Here is a 15,705-nt window from a genome sequence, read left to right as displayed (position 1 = left end):
AAGTACAGGAATTATGATGGGTAGAACCCATATTATCGTCGGGACAGGTGTCTCGCTCTCACTCTTGCATATGGGAGGAATCAGTCTGTCCATCCCTGCGGCGGTCGTTGCGCTGATCAGTTCGGTGCTGCCTGACATTGATGAACCGAATTCACTGCTGGTGACTCGGGTCCTTCCGAACTGGCTTCTTCGGATCGTACAGGTCACTCTTATTGCTGCGGCAGCAGTCATGGGCATTTACGGGATGGAGAATTATCCGTGGAATTTAATTCTTGCAGCATTAATCGCGATTGTATCCTTTATGCCATCTCGATCACTCAGACAGTGGGTTATGTTTTTTATCGGACTAGGGCTCATTGTTTACGGAGGGAGCTTTCATCCATGGAATTTGCTCGTTGGAAGTCTGCTCATACTGATTACGTTTTTACCTCATCGCGGATTAACTCATACGCTATATGGCGTAGGCGTCTGGACGTTTCTTCTCTATGGATCGACGCAAGCTTACGGCGATGCGGTTTGGATGGCCGGCGGCCTGTCCTATTTGCTTCATTTGATTGCAGATAGTTTAACGAATCGTGGCATCAAGCCGCTTCCTCCATTCAAGTGGAAGATTAAGTTTAAATTGATGAGTACAGGAACGAAGCAGGGGGCTTGGGTCGAAATTTTCTTCATCGGTGTTACATTTATTCTTGCTTGGATCGCATTCTCTCCCCTGTTCATTTAATGTCTCCACAAGAATCATCAATATGCACGATCTTTTACATAAAAAGAGGTGTCTTATCCGGCAGCTTGCAGCCCGGTCAGGACACCTCTTTTCTATGCTTGCTCCATCCTATTCATCCGAATTGGATTCACAATCAGGAATTCTCGATAATCGTATTCAGTGTTGTACGGTCAAGACCTTTCACCAGCTTGATGAGCAGCTCCTTGGCAGCATCATAATCATCCGTGTGAAGAATGGAAGATGAGGTGTGGATATATCTTGCACACACACCAATCACGGTCGATGGTACCCCGATACCACTCAAGTGCACCTGACCTGCATCCGTTCCCCCTGGTGAAATAAAATACTGATATTTAATCTTATGCGTCTCGGCTGTATCCTGTACGTATTCTACAACGCCGCGATGTGTAAGCATGCCGGGATCGAGGATACGGAGCAAGGCCCCATGGCCAATGTGTCCAAAAGCATTCTTATCTCCGGTCATATCATTGGCAGCACTGCAATCAAGAGCAAAGAAAATATCCGGCTGAATCAAATTCGCCGAAGTGCGTGCACCACGCAGTCCGAGCTCCTCCTGAACGGTTGCGCCAGAATACAAGATATTCGGCAGCTTCTCCTTATGCAGTGCTTCCAGCAGCTCGATTGCAAGTCCTACACCATACCGGTTATCCCAGGCTTTAGCCATAATTTTCTTGGGATTCTTGAGTGGTGTAAACTCGCAGATCGGTACAATTTGCATACCTGGCTTGATGCCCCATGATTCGGCCTCCGCACGGTTGTCTGCACCGATATCGAGATACATGGAGTCCAGCTCTACAGGCTTAGCACGATCAGCTGGAGACAGCAGATGGGTCGGGGTTGAGCCTACAACACCTGTGATCGGGCCGTCTGGAGTAATAATTTGCAGACGCTGTGATAGAACAGCCTGGCTCCACCAGCCGCCAATCGGGCGGAATTTAACCATACCTGCTTCTGTGATGCCAGAAGTCATAAATCCGACCTCGTCAAAATGACCAGCCACCATGACCCGCGGGCCCTGCTCGTCGCCGCGAAGTACACCAAACAAGCTGCCAAGCCGATCCTGTACGAATTCTTCCGTGTATTGGGACATCAGGCCTTTGGCATATGCACGAAGCTCTCTCTCAAATCCTGGAGCCGAAGGGAATTCGGTGAGCGTCTTAAACAATTCTTTGGTTTTATTCTCCATCTTCATCTCTCCTTCTGATTGTAAGTACTTCTTTATGTACCACTGTTCAATTACTCTATTATGAACGGACTATCTTCGGTTGTCTATCCAATAAGAATGAGGATTTATGAAGCGGACTCACATGACAAGTGCCTAGTGCATATACTGAAGTGCATAGCTTTGTGAAACCATAAAATTCAGCCGACTTATGAAGGGAGTATGCGATCGATATGGACCCTCATGTACGTAAAGGATTAATTATGCTCGGCGTTTTGTTTATTTTAACTGTCTTTTTGCTTTTTTATAAATAATGCCTGATCGACCCTTTTTACAACAAAATAAATTCAATCCCCCATGCTCTATTGCACATAAAGCCTGCAAGAAAGGATGATTTACCATTCATAACATTTGCGGGCTTTAACCATAATTAAATTATCCTCGGTAAACAGTGTGAAAGACCCGAGTGAAATTTAAGACGGTAAGAGGGGGTGTCAACGATTCCAGATCAATCGCAGTCTCCATCGCAAGATACTAGCTCAAATACGCCATCGCTATCCCTTGATACGAAGGAATATAAGAAAATTGCCAAAAAACATGAACCGCCGAGAGCAGTACTTAAGAATTGTATCAAGGCTTTTTTTGTAGGCGGGTTCATCTGCTTCATAGGTCAGTGTGTTCAGCAGGCTTTTGTTGCCGGATTCGATATGAGCTCGAAAGAAGCATCGAGCCCGACCGTGGCGGTTATGATTCTAATCTCCATTATTTTAACCTGCCTCGGTGTATACGATAAGATCGCGCAATTTGCTGGAGCGGGTACCGCGGTCCCTGTTACAGGCTTTGCGAACTCCATGTGTTCGGCTGCACTGGAGCATCGGGCTGAAGGTCTTGTGCTCGGGGTAGGCGCCAACATGTTCAAGCTCGCTGGCTCAGTCATCGTGTTTGGTGTCGTTGCTGCATTTATTATTGGTATAATCTACGCTTGCCTTGGATTCGGAGGATACCATCTATGAGAAGAGTCGGAGGACAAACCTGGGAATTTGAGAACAAGCCGCGCATCATCGGTACATCCAGCGTGGTGGGACCTGAAGAAGGGGAAGGACCGCTGGCCGAGGATTTTGATTACATCTATGACAACCTGCAGATTGGCGAAAAAACATGGGAAAAAGCGGAGCGTCGGCTGTTTGAGCAGGCTGCTCAAATTGCGATCGCTAACGCAAACATATCGAAAAACGAACTGCAATATTTTGTGGGTGGTGATTTGATGAACCAAATCATCAGCAGTTCATTTTCTGCGCGGCAACTGGGTGTTCCATACTTAGGCTTATTCGGCGCTTGCTCAACGTCCATGGAAAGCCTTGCGCTGGCTTCCTTAATTGTCGATTCGGGAGGCGGAGATTACGTTCTGGCTGGCACTTCAAGCCACAATTGTACGGTTGAGAAGCAGTTCCGTTTTCCAACGGAATATGGGGCTCAGAAGCCGCCTACAGCGCAAAATACAGTAACAGGCTCCGGCTGCGCCATTATAAGCAAGACGGGCAGCGGACCTGTCGTTCGCCGTGCAACCATTGGACGAGTTATGGATCTGGGCATCAAGGACCCTTATAACATGGGAGCAGCGATGGCGCCTGCAGCAGCCGACACGCTCATATCTCATTTTCGGGATACGGGACTGGAGCCTGGATATTATGACTTGATCGTGACGGGAGACCTCGCCTCGGTTGGACTGCCTATAGCTAAGCAGCTGCTTCAAAAGGAAGGAATACCGATGGAGCAGACAGAGTTCAACGACTGCGGACTCATGATTTATGATATCAACACTCAGAAGTATGTATTTGCCGGAGGCAGCGGCTGCGGCTGTTCTGCAACAGTAACGTACGGACATTTAATCAAAAGAATTAAAAAAGGGGAATTAAATAAAGTATTGGTTGTAGCAACAGGCGCTTTATTATCTCCTTTGTCTTATCAGCAGGGCGAAACGATCCCTTGTATCGCTCATGCCGTAGCTATTGAGAGAGAGGAGGAATAAGACATGCAGTTTCTATGGGCTTTTCTTATTGGCGGACTGATCTGTGTGATCGGACAACTCATGTTCGATGTACTCAAGCTGACTCCAGCACACACGATGAGCACACTGGTCGTAACAGGCGCAGTTATGGATGCGGTGGGCTGGTATGATCCTTTAGTGAAGTTCGCCGGCGCCGGCGCTTCGATACCGATTACGAGCTTTGGCAACTCGCTTGTTCATGGAGCGCTGACCGAGCTGGAGCGGGATGGATGGCTTGGTGTCATCACAGGGGTGTTCAATCTTACCAGTGCAGGTATATCATCGGCTATTATATTCTCCTTTCTGGCTGCCTTGTTTTTTAAGCCGAAGGGCTGAGGTTAATAAAATGGGTTTCGTTATAAAGCTAAGATGAGGCAGAGAAAGAATGCCTCATCTTTTTTTGTTGCTTAACAAGGATGAGTAAGTTACACTATCGAAGCTCGAGAGTCGTGTTTAAACCCCATAGTTTCAAATCTAGCAATTTCAATATGAAAAAAGGTAGAGCAAACATTGTACTTTGCCTACTCACTTCATGTACAATAAAAGGAAAATATACTGCCTATTAGGAGGTACATACGTACATGCCCGTAAGTAAGGAATCGATGCAGATCATATCCGAAGTAAAATCGAATCTCGAATCTACTATATTAGGCAAATCTTTTGAAATACAATTACTGCTCACAGCACTGCTGGCTGGAGGGCATGTTCTTATAGAAGACGTTCCCGGGACGGGGAAAACTCAGCTGATCAAGGCGTTAGCCCGCTCCATGCAGGGAGAATACCGCAGAATTCAATGTAATCCTGACATCCTGCCGAGTGATATTACAGGTGTATCCGTGTTCCATCCGAGGGATGAGCGTTTTTATTTCAGACCTGGTCCGGTCATGACCAATATTCTGCTCGCCGATGAGATTAACCGTGCCACCACAAAGACGCAATCCGCCCTGCTTGAAGTCATGGAGGAGCGAAGCGTCACGGTCGATGGAGACACGTATGAGCTTCCTAAACCGTTTATGATGTGCGCAACACAGAACCCAATTGATTTTGAAGGAACTTATATGCTCCCAGAGGCTCAGCTGGACCGGTTTATGCTCAAGATCAGCCTTGGCTATCCTGATGCCGCAACAGAGAAGCATTTATTGAGACAGCATCAGCAAGGACAACCGGCAGATAAGCTTAGACCCGTTACCCACATGGATCAAATTGCCGAAGTCCAGCAAGAAATTCGAAATGTTTATATGGACGAGGCTGTAACCGATTATCTGCTTGGAATTGTGCGCAGCACAAGAGAGCATGCTTCCGTTCTGCTCGGGGCTAGTCCTCGTGCTTCCATTGCATTCATGAATGCGGTCAAAGCGTATGCCTTCTTGAACGGCAGAGACTACGTCATTCCAGATGACGTTAAAGTTCTTGCTCCGTACGTCATCTCGCACCGGGTTGTGCTGAAGCCTGAAGCAAGACTGGATCGAATGAGCCAGGAAGAAATTCTTGCCCAAATTATTGAACAGAAGCATGTTCCTGTATCGTTGGAGCGCTGAATATTATGCTGAAGTCAGTTCGCTATCGCACAGGTCGATATACGAAATCTAAAGCGTGGATTGTGCTCTTCGTCTGGATCATATGTTTATTTTATGTATTGTTTCAAGGAGGCAAGACCTCCATTATGCTGTTTAGCATGGTCACCTTGCTTAGCATCTACTTGCTGATTGGCCAATTCGGAGGCGCCAGAAGAGCTGTGGGAACACGGCAATTAACCTCGAGCGGAGAACATACAGAGCTGCTGCATGCAGGAGATCAGGTGCACGTTCAGCTTGGCCTTCAAATTCCAGGGCTGCTGCCGTTACCTTACGTTATCGTGAGGGAAGTGCTCAAGCGTCATAACGGAGAATCCTGGTCATTTGAAGAAAGTCTTGTTCCGAATATGCGGGGCAGCGGGAAATTGGTCTTTCTTACCCCTCCGCTTGAGCGGGGCAAATACAAGTTTATGGAGACAGAATGTATTAGCGAAGATATTTTCGGTCTTATTGAGCATAAAGGGACATTTAACGCCTACGGAAGCTTCAGAGTACTTCCAAGAACCGTATTTATTCCGTATTGGCAGCTCTACGATCAAAATTCTCGGCTGTCAGGTCCACAGGCTGCTCTCACACGGTCCCGCAGAGAAACCACGCAAATTAATGGAGTTCGAGACTATGTCTATGGAGACCGGTTATCTCGCATACACTGGAATGCGACAGCCAAGACGGGACAATGGAAATCCAAAGAGTTTGAGCATGAGTCGCTGCCGAAGACGATTCTGGTCTTGGATGCGACTGAGGAGGGCTACAAGAGCTCGGAGCAATTTGAACTTGCCGTCTCTACTGCTGCCTCGCTCCTTGAATATGGCAATCGTGAGCGTCTGAGCATGGGGCTGTGTACCATCAGCGAGGAGACCAAGCTGTTCCTGCCTACGGACAGTCAGAATGAGCGCCAGAAGATGGTTCAGCATCTTGTTGATCTGGATTATACAGGCACAAGTGATCTTCTCTCCAGCATTCAGGATTCCATTCGCTCCTTTCCGCAAGGCGCGTTTTTTGTACTCATCTCGCCACTGGATAATGCAAATGTTCTGGAATCACTTCGATATGCCGGTACACGCGGAATGACTGCATCTCATATTCGTATCGAGCAGCGTGCGAGCCAGGGGCATAAGAGTGAATGGCTGACACTTCTTCGTGGACGCGGGATCAAAGGATATGCGGTGTCTGATCTGCAAGAGCTGCCTTCAGCGATGGGAGGTGGAGGTCTATGAGAACATGGGCTGGCAAAGTTGTAGGGTCTTGGTACAATGCATTCGCCCTGTTGTGGATCGTCATGATCGGAATGCAATGGGTAGCTTATACGGAGCCGATCTGGTTTCAAGAAACGACCAGCTTGGTCGCTTTGACGCTGATTGGCATTAGTCTGGTAGAAATTATTTTTCCAATCAAGCAGGCGTACCGTTTTGTCATTAAAGCAATCGTTCTGTTATTCATTTTATATTATGTGCTCTCATCCTACTCCATTTTTAGCCCTGACGAAGAGTCGAGCTGGCTTATTGAATTTGTGCTTGCGACCAATCCTTATATCTGGTTTTCTGTAAGCACTTGGGTGATGCTGGAATGTATTATTCGGTTAGCAGTGAATGCCAAGCGAATTCTTGTATTTGTAGGACTTAACATTCTTGCAATGGGTATCCTGGATTCTTTTACAGTCGCTGTTCTGTGGGAAGAGGTGGCATGGATCGTGTTTGCCGCCATGGGCTGGCTTGTATGCCTTCATCTGCGCAGGTTCCAGCTTAAGTTTCCACAGGGATGGAAAAGGCTCAGACGGAATCCGCTCAAAGTCATCGCTAACGTGGTCGTCATCTTTGCACTGATTATTGTAGCGGGAGTAAATATGCCTGAAGTTCCGCCAGTTCTAACGGATCCTTATACAGCGTGGGTGAACTACCGAGGGGATGTTATTCCTGCGAGCAGCACGCCTGGAGGAGAAGGCGGACTCAATTCTGCCTCAGAATCCGGATACAGCAGGCAGGATAACAGCCTGGGCGGGGGCTTCAATTATGATTACTCTCCTGTAATGACAATTACTACGACAGAGCGAAGCTACTGGCGCGGAGAGACTCGGGATGAGTACTCGGGTACGGGATGGGAAGAGCCATCGACTTCAAGAAGACAGTTTGATGAAGTAGAATCGGGTAATGATTTAGAGAACGGAGATAGGGGCTCTATACAGACCAGGGAGGTAACCCAGACCGTCAGTATGCTGAATGATGATGTCTATCCCGTGCTTTTTGGAGCTTATGCCATTCGTCAGGTTCAGGCAATTAATGGTGAGACGGAATTTAATCAGCTGGATTGGAAGAGCGGCCAAGCTGAGCTTCACTGGGATTCTAATCCTAGAGAATTAAGCTACCCTTCGACTTATACCATTGTATCGGAGGTTCCTCTCGTTCCTGTTGAAAGACTGATTGGAGAGACTCACGAAGATCTGTACAGCAGCTCTGTGAACGATAACTACCTGCAGGTTCCGAATAACTTCCCTGACCGGGTAGTGAATCTCGCTGAGGAAATTACGGCTGAAGCCGAAACTCCGTATGAAAAAGTCGGTTTACTGCAAGAATATTTAACAACGAATTTCTCATACACAAACAATCCCAATTTATCGCTGAAACAAAGTACAGATTTTGTTGACAGCTTTCTGTTCGAAATACAGGAAGGCTACTGCGATTACTTCTCAACAGCTCTCGTAATGATGGCACGCTCTCTGGACATTCCGGCAAGATGGGTAAAAGGCTATGCTCCGGGTCAAGCAGCCTTTGGAGAGGACATGGCGTTGTCGCAGGCAACAGGCAACACACCAACCCTGTCTTATACCGTGACCAATGCGGATGCCCATTCCTGGGCAGAAGTGTACTTCGGAGAGGAATATGGCTGGATTCCGGTTGAAGCCACTCCGGGGTTCAATATGCCGCTGCTGACGGAACAGTCAGAGCCGGATCTTGCAGAGACACCGGAGGTTGAAGAAGAAGAGCAGGAGGAAGAACTCGCAGAGCCTGTGCAGAATACAGAAAGCTCTGACTTTACGGTAAGTCCGATTGTGATTTGGGCGGCCGGAGCAGTACTTGCCGCTTGGGCTGGTTACATGCTATGGCGCAATCGTTTTTCTCTCCATTTCTATTTACTAAGGCTACGAATAGGCAAACCGCTGACTCCAGACCAGAAGGTAGTCATTGAGACTGAACGATGGATACGTTCATTTAGGCGCAAGGGATTCAAGCGGTCCGAGCATGAGACGCTGAGAGAATCGGTACAAAGATGGGAGTCTGAAGCCCCGCAAGTCGCAGGTGAGCTTCATTCCTTATTGAAGCAATTCGAGATGGCAAGGTACAGCCCAAGCCATGTTGAAGAGAATGAATGGCAGGACGTCCAGCGGATTGCCGGACAAATGAAAAAAAGGCTGAGAACGGCACGGGCGTAAGCGCCCCGTGCCCGTTTGCCTTTTTACTAACCGTAAAGATTATGTTATAGTTTGTCGTATGAAAAAACGAGGTGAACATGTTGTTTGAAATGTTGATGCCCAAGCTGCGGGTTGACACGGTATTTGATATTGATTTGGCTGCGCTCTATGAGCAGGGCTACAGAGGGATTATAACGGATCTCGACAACACACTTGTCGGAGCAAAGGCTCCTGAAGCAACGCCTGAGCTGATCGCTTGGTTTGAGAAGGTCAGAGATGCCGGCTTCAAGCTGGTCATCGTGTCGAATAACAAACTGACCCGTGTATCCACTTTTGCAACACCCCATAAGATTGAATACGTTCACGAGGCCAGAAAGCCTTCCAATATACCTTTTCGCAAAGCAATGAAAATGATGAATTTGGCTGAGGATCAAACGGTCGTTGTCGGTGACCAAATGCTGACGGACGTGTTCGGTGGAAATCGTCTGGGACTGTATACTGTCCTCGTGCTTCCGATCGCAATAGCGGATGAAGGATGGATGACGAAATTTAATAGACGGGTTGAGCGGATTGCACTGTCTCGCCTGCGCAGGAAAGGTTTATGGCTTGAGGAGGAAAAGAAAAAATGAATCATACGCATGACGGCCTGGGGAGATGCAGTGGATGTGGAATCGCACTGCAAACTGAACACCCTGAATTGCCGGGATATACTCCAATGAAAGCGCTGGATCGTGATCCTGTAATCTGCCAGCGTTGTTTTCGTATAAAAAATTACAGCGAAGCTTCTTCCGTGACCGTTGATCAGGATGAATTTTTGAAGCTTCTCAGCAAGATCGGCGACAAGGATGCGCTCGTCATTCATATTGTAGATTTGTTCGATTTTGAAGGAAGCTTGATCTCGGCATTACAGCGTTTTGTAGGGAATAATCCTGTGCTTCTCGCGGTGAACAAAACAGATTTGCTGCCCAAAGTGACCAATTGGAACAAGGTACGCAACTGGGTGCAGCAGCAAGCCAAGGCTCAAGGGCTTCGTACCGTGGATGTCGTACTCTGCAGTGCGAAACAGAATCAGGGGTTTGATTACTTGCTAGAAGCAGTGAATATGCATCGTGCAGATCGGGATGTATATGTTGTGGGAGCGACGAATGTAGGGAAGTCGACACTGATCAATCGATTGATTCGTGATTACAGTGATCTAGAGCAGGAGCTTACAACATCCAGATACCCTGGCACGACACTTGATATGGTGCATATTCCACTCGATGATGGGGCTTCCATTATTGACACGCCGGGAATCGTATATCCTTGGCGCTACAGTGAGCTTGTATCCCGTAAAGATCTGCAGGCGATCATGCCGGACAAACCGCTTAAACCGAGTGTATACCAATTGAACAGCGGCCAGTCCCTGTTTATTGGTGGACTTGCAAGGTTTGATTTTATTGAAGGAGAGCATCAATCCTTCACTCTGTACACGAATAATACACTTAAGATTCATCGGACGAAGCTTGAAAAAGCGGACGAGCTGTTTGAGAATCATGCAGGTGAATTGTTATCACCTCCAACACGTGAAGGTCTTGAGGAATTGCCGGAGTGGACGAGACATGACATCCGTATTTCCAAAGGCAGCCGCAGTGATGTGTTCATCTCTGGTCTCGGCTGGATTAAAGTGAATGGGCAGACGGGTGCACTTGTCGCCGTTCATGCGCCTCGCGGAGTTCGTGTAATGGTTCGGCCATCCTTGATCTAATCGAGCTGCAGCCTGGAGCTGTGTGCCTTAAGAGTTTCATGGGAGGAAGGAATAAACTATGAACTTGACGACAGAGCTTGCCCGCCCCGTCAGCGGGTATTATCTTCTCGGTGTAATCGGAAACCCCATTGCTCATAGCAAATCTCCTGTGATGCATAACACTGCACTACAGGAAGCTGGGGTGCAGGGGGCCTATGTTCCTTTGCATGTGGAGCCTGAGCATCTTCAGGCCGCTGTAATGGGAATGAAGGCGATGAATTTCCGCGGATTCAATGTGACGATTCCGCATAAAGTGGATATCCTATCCTATATGGACGAACTGGATGAGAGTGCCCGGTTCATCGGTGCTGTAAACACAGTGGTAATCGAGCAGGGGCGGCTCATCGGGTATAATACAGACGGTGTCGGCTATGTGCGTTCCTTGAAGGAGGAAGCAGTTTCTACGATTGAAGGCAAGCATGTGGTTGTCATTGGGGCTGGCGGAGCCGCACGCGGAATCGTTTATGCTCTTCTATTGGAACGGCCTCAGTCTCTGACCATTCTCAATCGCACAGCGGAGAAGGCGGAAGAGCTGGCCAAGGATTTTAAGGTGCTCGGCAATGTTAATGGGTATAGTATAGATAGCGCGGAACAGGTATTGGCACAGGCCGATATCTTAATCAACACAACATCAGTAGGTATGCATCCTCATACGGATCAAACGCCGGTCAGCATCCAGCATATCCCTGAAGGGATCGTCGTCAGTGATCTCATCTATAACCCGCTGGAAACCAAACTGCTGACAGACAGCAAGCACAAAAACTGCATTACTCACGGTGGTCTCGGTATGTTTGTATATCAAGGTGCTATTGCGTTTGAGCACTGGCTGCACGTTCAGGCACCTGTAGAAGCGATGCGCAGGGCAGTTCTCGCCAGCTTTACCTCGTGAGTTGATGATAACGAAATGAAAGTTTAAGGAGCAAATATAATGACGTTAACTGGAAAACAAAAAAGATATCTTCGTTCACAGGCCCACCACTTGGATCCTGTTTTTCAAATCGGCAAAGGCGGTACCAATGAGCATCTGTTCCGTCATATTGAAGAAGCGATTGAGAAGCGCGAGCTGATGAAGATCTCCATTCTTAATAACAATCTGGATGACAAGCACGAAATTGCAGAAGAGCTGGCAGAACGTACGGGCAGCGAAATTGTGCAGATTATCGGTAACACGATTACACTGTACAAAGAATCGCGTGATAACAAGCAAATCGTACTTCCGTAACGCATACGAAGACAGTGAGTACAGTACAAAAAGGAGTTCACTGCATGAAAGTTGGAATTATGGGCGGAACATTTGATCCGATTCATATGGGACATTTGATGGCAGCGGAGGCGGTCAAGGATGCGTATAAGCTGGATGAAATCTGGTTCATGCCATCTCATATTCCGCCGCATAAGCATGCCGCAGGTGCTACCGGAGAGCAGAGACTCGAGATGACGAATCTTGCGACTGAAGAGTACGAGGATTATCGAGTGCTTGATGTCGAAATCGAACGCGGGGGCGTATCCTATACCATAGATACCATGGAGATCATTCGAAGACAGCATCCTGACATCGAACTGTATTTTATTATTGGAGCGGATATGGTCAATTATTTGTCACGATGGGAACGAATCGAAGATCTGACGAGGCTGGTCACATTTATAGGAGTAGGCCGCCCGGGCTTTGAGCTGCATCTCGATGATTTGCCTGATTTCTTACAGGAGCATGTGCTTCATGCCGACATGCCGCAGGTCGAAATTTCATCAACAGGGATTAGACGCAGGCTGGCGAAGGGAAGATCGGTTCGGTTTATGGTACCCAAAGCGGTGCTTGATTATATTACAAGGAGCGGATTGTATGCAGCAGAGCCGAGATGATCTGATTAAGGCCGTATCTGAGCAAATGCCGCCACAGCGCTGGAAACATACACAAGGAGTCATGGAAACAGCGGTAATATTGGCAGAACGCTTTGGTGCTGATCCCCGTAAAGCCGATCTGGCTGCCATTCTGCACGATGTTGCAAAGTACTGGCCGGTTAATGAAATGGAGAAGGTTATTCGGGACAATGGACTGAATCAGGACCTTCTTCTGCACGACAAACAGCTGTGGCACTCTGAGGTCGGAGCTTTTGTTGCCGAGCGGGACTATGGGGTGACGGATTCAGAGGTGCTGAATGCGATCAAATGGCATACCTCTGGAAGAGTCAACATGTCTCTCTTGGATAAGGTGGTGTGTCTGGCGGATTATATAGAGCCTGGGCGTGATTTTCCGGGGGTGCATAATATTCGCGAATTGGCGGAGCATAGCCTTGAGGAAGCACTTCTCGCTGGCTTTGACGGCACCATAACACATCTGATTTCATTAAAAAAAGTGATTTACCCTTTAACCTTATTTACGCGTAATGATCTTATTGCTCAATTAAAAGTATCACAAAATTTTACGAATCCAATTGGAGGTTGATCCATGACAGTATCATCTAACGAATTGCTTCAAATGGCGATGGATGCGGCAGACGATAAGAAAGCAATGAACATTGTTGCTCTGGACCTTAGAGGTATTTCTTTGGTCGCTGATTACTTTGTCATTTGTCACGGTAACTCAGATACCCAGGTTCAGGCGATCGCGACAGAAGTTCGTAAACGTGCGCAAGAAAAGAACGTAAAAATTAACGGAATCGAAGGCATGAACTCCGCCCGCTGGGTTTTGATGGACCTTGGGGATGTCGTTGTTCATGTATTCCATCGCGATGAACGCGAGTATTATAATATTGAAAGACTTTGGTCTGATGCCAAAGTGGTGAATACGGTATGAGTTTAATTGCAGGCACGGTCGTTACCCTCCCGGTCGCTCGGGAAGTGTCGCCGTATGGGTATTTTTTGACAACGGGCAGCGAGGATGTACTGCTGCATTATACAGAGCTGACACGCGAGATTAAGGTAGATGAGCAGCTGGAAGTATTTATTTTTTACGATACAGAGGATCGCCTGGCGGCTACGATGAAGAAGCCTTTCCTAACCTTAGGTGAGATGGCAAAGCTGGTGGTGGCAGACGTTCATCCAAGACTAGGATGTTTTCTCGAAATGGGGCTGGGCCGCCAATTGCTGCTGCCGATCCGCGAATTGCCGGAAATGAAAGAACTTCATCCTCAGGTTGGCGATGAGGTTTTTGTTATGATGGAGCATGACAAGCAGGGCCGGCTTCGGGCCAAATTGGCCGGGGAGCGCGAGCTTGCACCACTGGCCTTTCATGCGCCGACGAGCTGGATGAATGAGTGGGTTGAAGCTACAGTGTACAAGCCGCTGCAGATGGGTACCTTTGTCCTGGTGCATGGCGGTGTGCTTGGCTTCGGCGCAATCGGGATGATTCATTCTTCTGAGCGAAGCCGTCTATTGAGACTGGGTGAAACGGTGAGAGCACGGGTTACGCTGGTGCGAGAGGATGGCCGGGTGAACCTGGGAATGGCTCCGCGTAAAGAGATTGGAAGAACCGAGGATTCGGACCGAATTCTAGCCTTTCTGAAGGAGCGCCCAAATGGAGCGATGCCTTATTCCGATCAGACTCCACCGGACATCATTAAGACCAAATTCGGCATCAGCAAGTCTGCATTTAAGCGTGCGATTGGGAAGCTGATGAAGGACGGACTCGTGACGCAAAAAGAGAACTGGACTTACCTTGCAGGTCACGAGGATAAGCCAGCTGAATAAACGGTGTTCCTGCCTGAGTAGCATTGATAGGTTTGTCTGTTCAGTTTCATGCACTTGATTTTGCATGATTCGAGTGAAGCGAAGCTTTCACACTAAATCATGTACGGGTGTTTATGGGTGCTCCTGCTTTTATGTTTAGAGGCAGGAGCACCCACCCTTTTTGCCCCGTCTTGGGTGCAAAAAGGTTTTTTAATAAGCGAGCCTGATTTCGGCAGATGCGGAATAAGGGAGTTTAATTCCTCTGTGAACAAGCAAACGACTATTTGAAAAAATGAGTTCACGTGGTAGTGAGCTTTTTGGATGAAGAACGACTTTTGACGAAGTCAACCGGAGAGATTCAGCCAAAAAGCGAACGCAGCGCGACCTTATCATCTTTCAAATTTTTTCTTGCTCCACTTACAGAATTAATGTCCCTCATAAGTAATCAGCTGAGCTCATCTCGATTATTAACCTTAACTTTTTACACTAAGTTTTCATATGAAAGTGGTGTCAAACATGTCCTATCGGAAATTTGCCTATGTATACGACGAACTTATGGAAGATATGCCCTATCCGGATTGGCTGCGGTTTGCTAGAACAGCTTGGGAGAAGCATGGCATACCAAAAAGCATTGTCGAGCTCGGCTGCGGCACCGGTTCGATTACGATCCCGCTCGTTAAATCGGGCTTTGAAGTGACAGGCATCGATCTATCTGCAGATATGCTGTCTGTTGCCCGGCAGAAGCTGGACGAGTCACCGCAAGGGAACCGCTTTTTCCGAGAAGGTACCATTCGCTGGGTTCAGCAGGATATGCGGGATTGGGAGCTGCCGGAGCAGGCAGACACGGTCCTCTCTTTTTGTGACAGTATAAATTATTTGCTCAAAGAAGAAGATATCGTAAGGACCTTCCAAAAAACCTATGCCGGCCTTAAGCCGGGCGGAGTATTCCTGTTTGATGTACACCATCCGAATACGTTTGTTCGTTATGATGAGGAGCAGCCCTTTGTGCTTGATGAAAAATCAATTTCTTACATATGGACCTGTGACTTCCATCGTCCCACGTATGAGATTGAGCACCATCTCAGCATTTTTACACGAGCCGAAGAGAGTGGACGGGATATGTACCGTCGATTCGAGGAGATTCATAATCAAAGGGCGTATGATCCGGTGTGGATGCAGCTGGAGCTGCACAAGGCAGGCTTCTCAGATGTACAGATTTATGCTGATTTTGAATGGAAGCCTGCAGGGGAAGACGCTTCGCGGTTATTTTTCGTTGCAGTTAAGCCTCTATGATAAATTCGGAGTACTAGATGATTGAG

At 47.7% G+C, this 15,705-nt stretch carries 17 protein-coding genes; 16 read left to right on the top strand and 1 reads right to left on the bottom strand.

Going from position 1 to position 15,705, the window contains the following annotated elements; translation table 11 throughout:
- Window positions 1-13: 13 nt before the first annotated feature.
- Window positions 14-724: a metal-dependent hydrolase gene (locus PUW25_RS19120; RefSeq protein ID WP_205052567.1), complete on the top strand. Its 711-nt coding sequence runs from the start codon at window positions 14-16 to the stop codon at window positions 722-724.
- 133 nt (window positions 725-857) lie between these two features.
- Here PUW25_RS19120 and PUW25_RS19115 read toward each other — a convergent pair whose 3' ends face one another.
- Window positions 858-1,931, bottom strand: a complete 1,074-nt coding sequence (locus PUW25_RS19115; protein ID WP_205052568.1) for a M42 family metallopeptidase — start codon at window positions 1,929-1,931, stop codon at window positions 858-860.
- Window positions 1,932-2,407: 476 nt separating this feature from the next.
- On the opposite strand from PUW25_RS19115, the gene spoVAC reads away from it, so the two are divergent.
- The 15 genes from spoVAC to PUW25_RS19040 all read left to right on the top strand — a co-directional run bounded on the left by spoVAC (window position 2,408) and on the right by PUW25_RS19040 (window position 15,679).
- Window positions 2,408-2,920: a stage V sporulation protein AC gene (gene spoVAC, locus PUW25_RS19110; protein ID WP_047911202.1), complete on the top strand. Its 513-nt coding sequence runs from the start codon at window positions 2,408-2,410 to the stop codon at window positions 2,918-2,920.
- On the top strand, window positions 2,917-3,936 hold the full coding sequence (gene spoVAD / locus PUW25_RS19105; RefSeq protein WP_205052569.1) for a stage V sporulation protein AD: 1,020 nt from the start codon (window positions 2,917-2,919) through the stop codon (window positions 3,934-3,936). The genes spoVAC and spoVAD overlap by 4 nt, the downstream gene beginning before the upstream one ends.
- Window positions 3,937-3,939: 3 nt before the next feature.
- Window positions 3,940-4,290, top strand: a complete 351-nt coding sequence (gene spoVAE / locus PUW25_RS19100) for a stage V sporulation protein AE (protein ID WP_047910767.1) — start codon at window positions 3,940-3,942, stop codon at window positions 4,288-4,290.
- 245 nt (window positions 4,291-4,535) lie between these two features.
- Window positions 4,536-5,492, top strand: a complete 957-nt coding sequence (locus PUW25_RS19095; protein ID WP_274338428.1) for an AAA family ATPase — start codon at window positions 4,536-4,538, stop codon at window positions 5,490-5,492.
- Window positions 5,493-5,497: 5 nt separating this feature from the next.
- Window positions 5,498-6,745: a DUF58 domain-containing protein gene (locus PUW25_RS19090; RefSeq protein WP_274337383.1), complete on the top strand. Its 1,248-nt coding sequence runs from the start codon at window positions 5,498-5,500 to the stop codon at window positions 6,743-6,745.
- On the top strand, window positions 6,742-8,955 hold the full coding sequence (locus tag PUW25_RS19085) for a DUF4129 domain-containing transglutaminase family protein (protein ID WP_047910769.1): 2,214 nt from the start codon (window positions 6,742-6,744) through the stop codon (window positions 8,953-8,955). Before PUW25_RS19090 ends, PUW25_RS19085 begins: the two co-directional genes overlap by 4 nt.
- An 80-nt stretch (window positions 8,956-9,035) precedes the next feature.
- On the top strand, window positions 9,036-9,563 hold the full coding sequence (locus PUW25_RS19080; protein ID WP_047911204.1) for a YqeG family HAD IIIA-type phosphatase: 528 nt from the start codon (window positions 9,036-9,038) through the stop codon (window positions 9,561-9,563).
- A complete protein-coding gene (gene yqeH / locus PUW25_RS19075) occupies window positions 9,560-10,681 on the top strand; it encodes a ribosome biogenesis GTPase YqeH (protein ID WP_047910770.1) in 1,122 nt (373 codons plus the stop codon). Before PUW25_RS19080 ends, yqeH begins: the two co-directional genes overlap by 4 nt.
- A gap of 58 nt (window positions 10,682-10,739) precedes the next feature.
- Window positions 10,740-11,609, top strand: a complete 870-nt coding sequence (aroE, locus tag PUW25_RS19070; RefSeq protein ID WP_205052571.1) for a shikimate dehydrogenase — start codon at window positions 10,740-10,742, stop codon at window positions 11,607-11,609.
- A gap of 39 nt (window positions 11,610-11,648) precedes the next feature.
- Entirely contained in the window at window positions 11,649-11,942 is a 294-nt protein-coding gene (gene yhbY, locus PUW25_RS19065; RefSeq protein WP_047910772.1) for a ribosome assembly RNA-binding protein YhbY, read from the top strand.
- Window positions 11,943-11,986: 44 nt separating this feature from the next.
- On the top strand, window positions 11,987-12,580 hold the full coding sequence (gene nadD, locus PUW25_RS19060; protein WP_047910773.1) for a nicotinate-nucleotide adenylyltransferase: 594 nt from the start codon (window positions 11,987-11,989) through the stop codon (window positions 12,578-12,580).
- Entirely contained in the window at window positions 12,561-13,163 is a 603-nt protein-coding gene (gene yqeK / locus PUW25_RS19055; protein ID WP_205052572.1) for a bis(5'-nucleosyl)-tetraphosphatase (symmetrical) YqeK, read from the top strand. Before nadD ends, yqeK begins: the two co-directional genes overlap by 20 nt.
- A 3-nt stretch (window positions 13,164-13,166) precedes the next feature.
- Complete coding sequence (gene rsfS / locus PUW25_RS19050) at window positions 13,167-13,514, top strand: ribosome silencing factor (RefSeq protein WP_047910775.1); 348 nt, start codon at window positions 13,167-13,169, stop codon at window positions 13,512-13,514.
- Complete coding sequence (locus PUW25_RS19045) at window positions 13,511-14,407, top strand: CvfB family protein (RefSeq protein WP_205052573.1); 897 nt, start codon at window positions 13,511-13,513, stop codon at window positions 14,405-14,407. The genes rsfS and PUW25_RS19045 overlap by 4 nt, the downstream gene beginning before the upstream one ends.
- Window positions 14,408-14,902: 495 nt before the next feature.
- Window positions 14,903-15,679 (top strand): class I SAM-dependent DNA methyltransferase, encoded by a 777-nt coding sequence (locus tag PUW25_RS19040; RefSeq protein ID WP_205052574.1) that lies wholly within the window; start codon window positions 14,903-14,905, stop codon window positions 15,677-15,679.
- The last annotated feature ends 26 nt before the right edge of the window (window positions 15,680-15,705 follow it).

It is taken from the genome of Paenibacillus urinalis (assembly GCF_028747985.1).
Lineage (GTDB): Bacteria > Bacillota > Bacilli > Paenibacillales > Paenibacillaceae > Paenibacillus > Paenibacillus urinalis.
This window is presented reverse-complemented; position numbering and strand designations above follow the sequence as displayed.

What these genes read in the sequence shown, in the direction of transcription:
- spoVAE (WP_047910767.1), top strand. Translation starts at nt 3,940, where the DNA reads ATGCAGTTTCTATGGGCTTTTCTTATTGGCGGACTGATCTGTGTGATC.
- PUW25_RS19095 (WP_274338428.1), top strand. Translation starts at nt 4,536, where the DNA reads ATGCCCGTAAGTAAGGAATCGATGCAGATCATATCCGAAGTAAAATCG.
- yqeH (WP_047910770.1), top strand. Translation starts at nt 9,560, where the DNA reads ATGAATCATACGCATGACGGCCTGGGGAGATGCAGTGGATGTGGAATC.
- aroE (WP_205052571.1), top strand. Translation starts at nt 10,740, where the DNA reads ATGAACTTGACGACAGAGCTTGCCCGCCCCGTCAGCGGGTATTATCTT.
- rsfS (WP_047910775.1), top strand. Translation starts at nt 13,167, where the DNA reads ATGACAGTATCATCTAACGAATTGCTTCAAATGGCGATGGATGCGGCA.
- spoVAD (WP_205052569.1), top strand. Translation starts at nt 2,917, where the DNA reads ATGAGAAGAGTCGGAGGACAAACCTGGGAATTTGAGAACAAGCCGCGC.
- PUW25_RS19090 (WP_274337383.1), top strand. Translation starts at nt 5,498, where the DNA reads ATGCTGAAGTCAGTTCGCTATCGCACAGGTCGATATACGAAATCTAAA.
- PUW25_RS19115 (WP_205052568.1), bottom strand. Translation starts at nt 1,931, where the DNA reads ATGGAGAATAAAACCAAAGAATTGTTTAAGACGCTCACCGAATTCCCT.
- PUW25_RS19085 (WP_047910769.1), top strand. Translation starts at nt 6,742, where the DNA reads ATGAGAACATGGGCTGGCAAAGTTGTAGGGTCTTGGTACAATGCATTC.
- yqeK (WP_205052572.1), top strand. Translation starts at nt 12,561, where the DNA reads ATGCAGCAGAGCCGAGATGATCTGATTAAGGCCGTATCTGAGCAAATG.
- yhbY (WP_047910772.1), top strand. Translation starts at nt 11,649, where the DNA reads ATGACGTTAACTGGAAAACAAAAAAGATATCTTCGTTCACAGGCCCAC.
- PUW25_RS19040 (WP_205052574.1), top strand. Translation starts at nt 14,903, where the DNA reads ATGTCCTATCGGAAATTTGCCTATGTATACGACGAACTTATGGAAGAT.
- PUW25_RS19120 (WP_205052567.1), top strand. Translation starts at nt 14, where the DNA reads ATGATGGGTAGAACCCATATTATCGTCGGGACAGGTGTCTCGCTCTCA.
- nadD (WP_047910773.1), top strand. Translation starts at nt 11,987, where the DNA reads ATGAAAGTTGGAATTATGGGCGGAACATTTGATCCGATTCATATGGGA.
- PUW25_RS19045 (WP_205052573.1), top strand. Translation starts at nt 13,511, where the DNA reads ATGAGTTTAATTGCAGGCACGGTCGTTACCCTCCCGGTCGCTCGGGAA.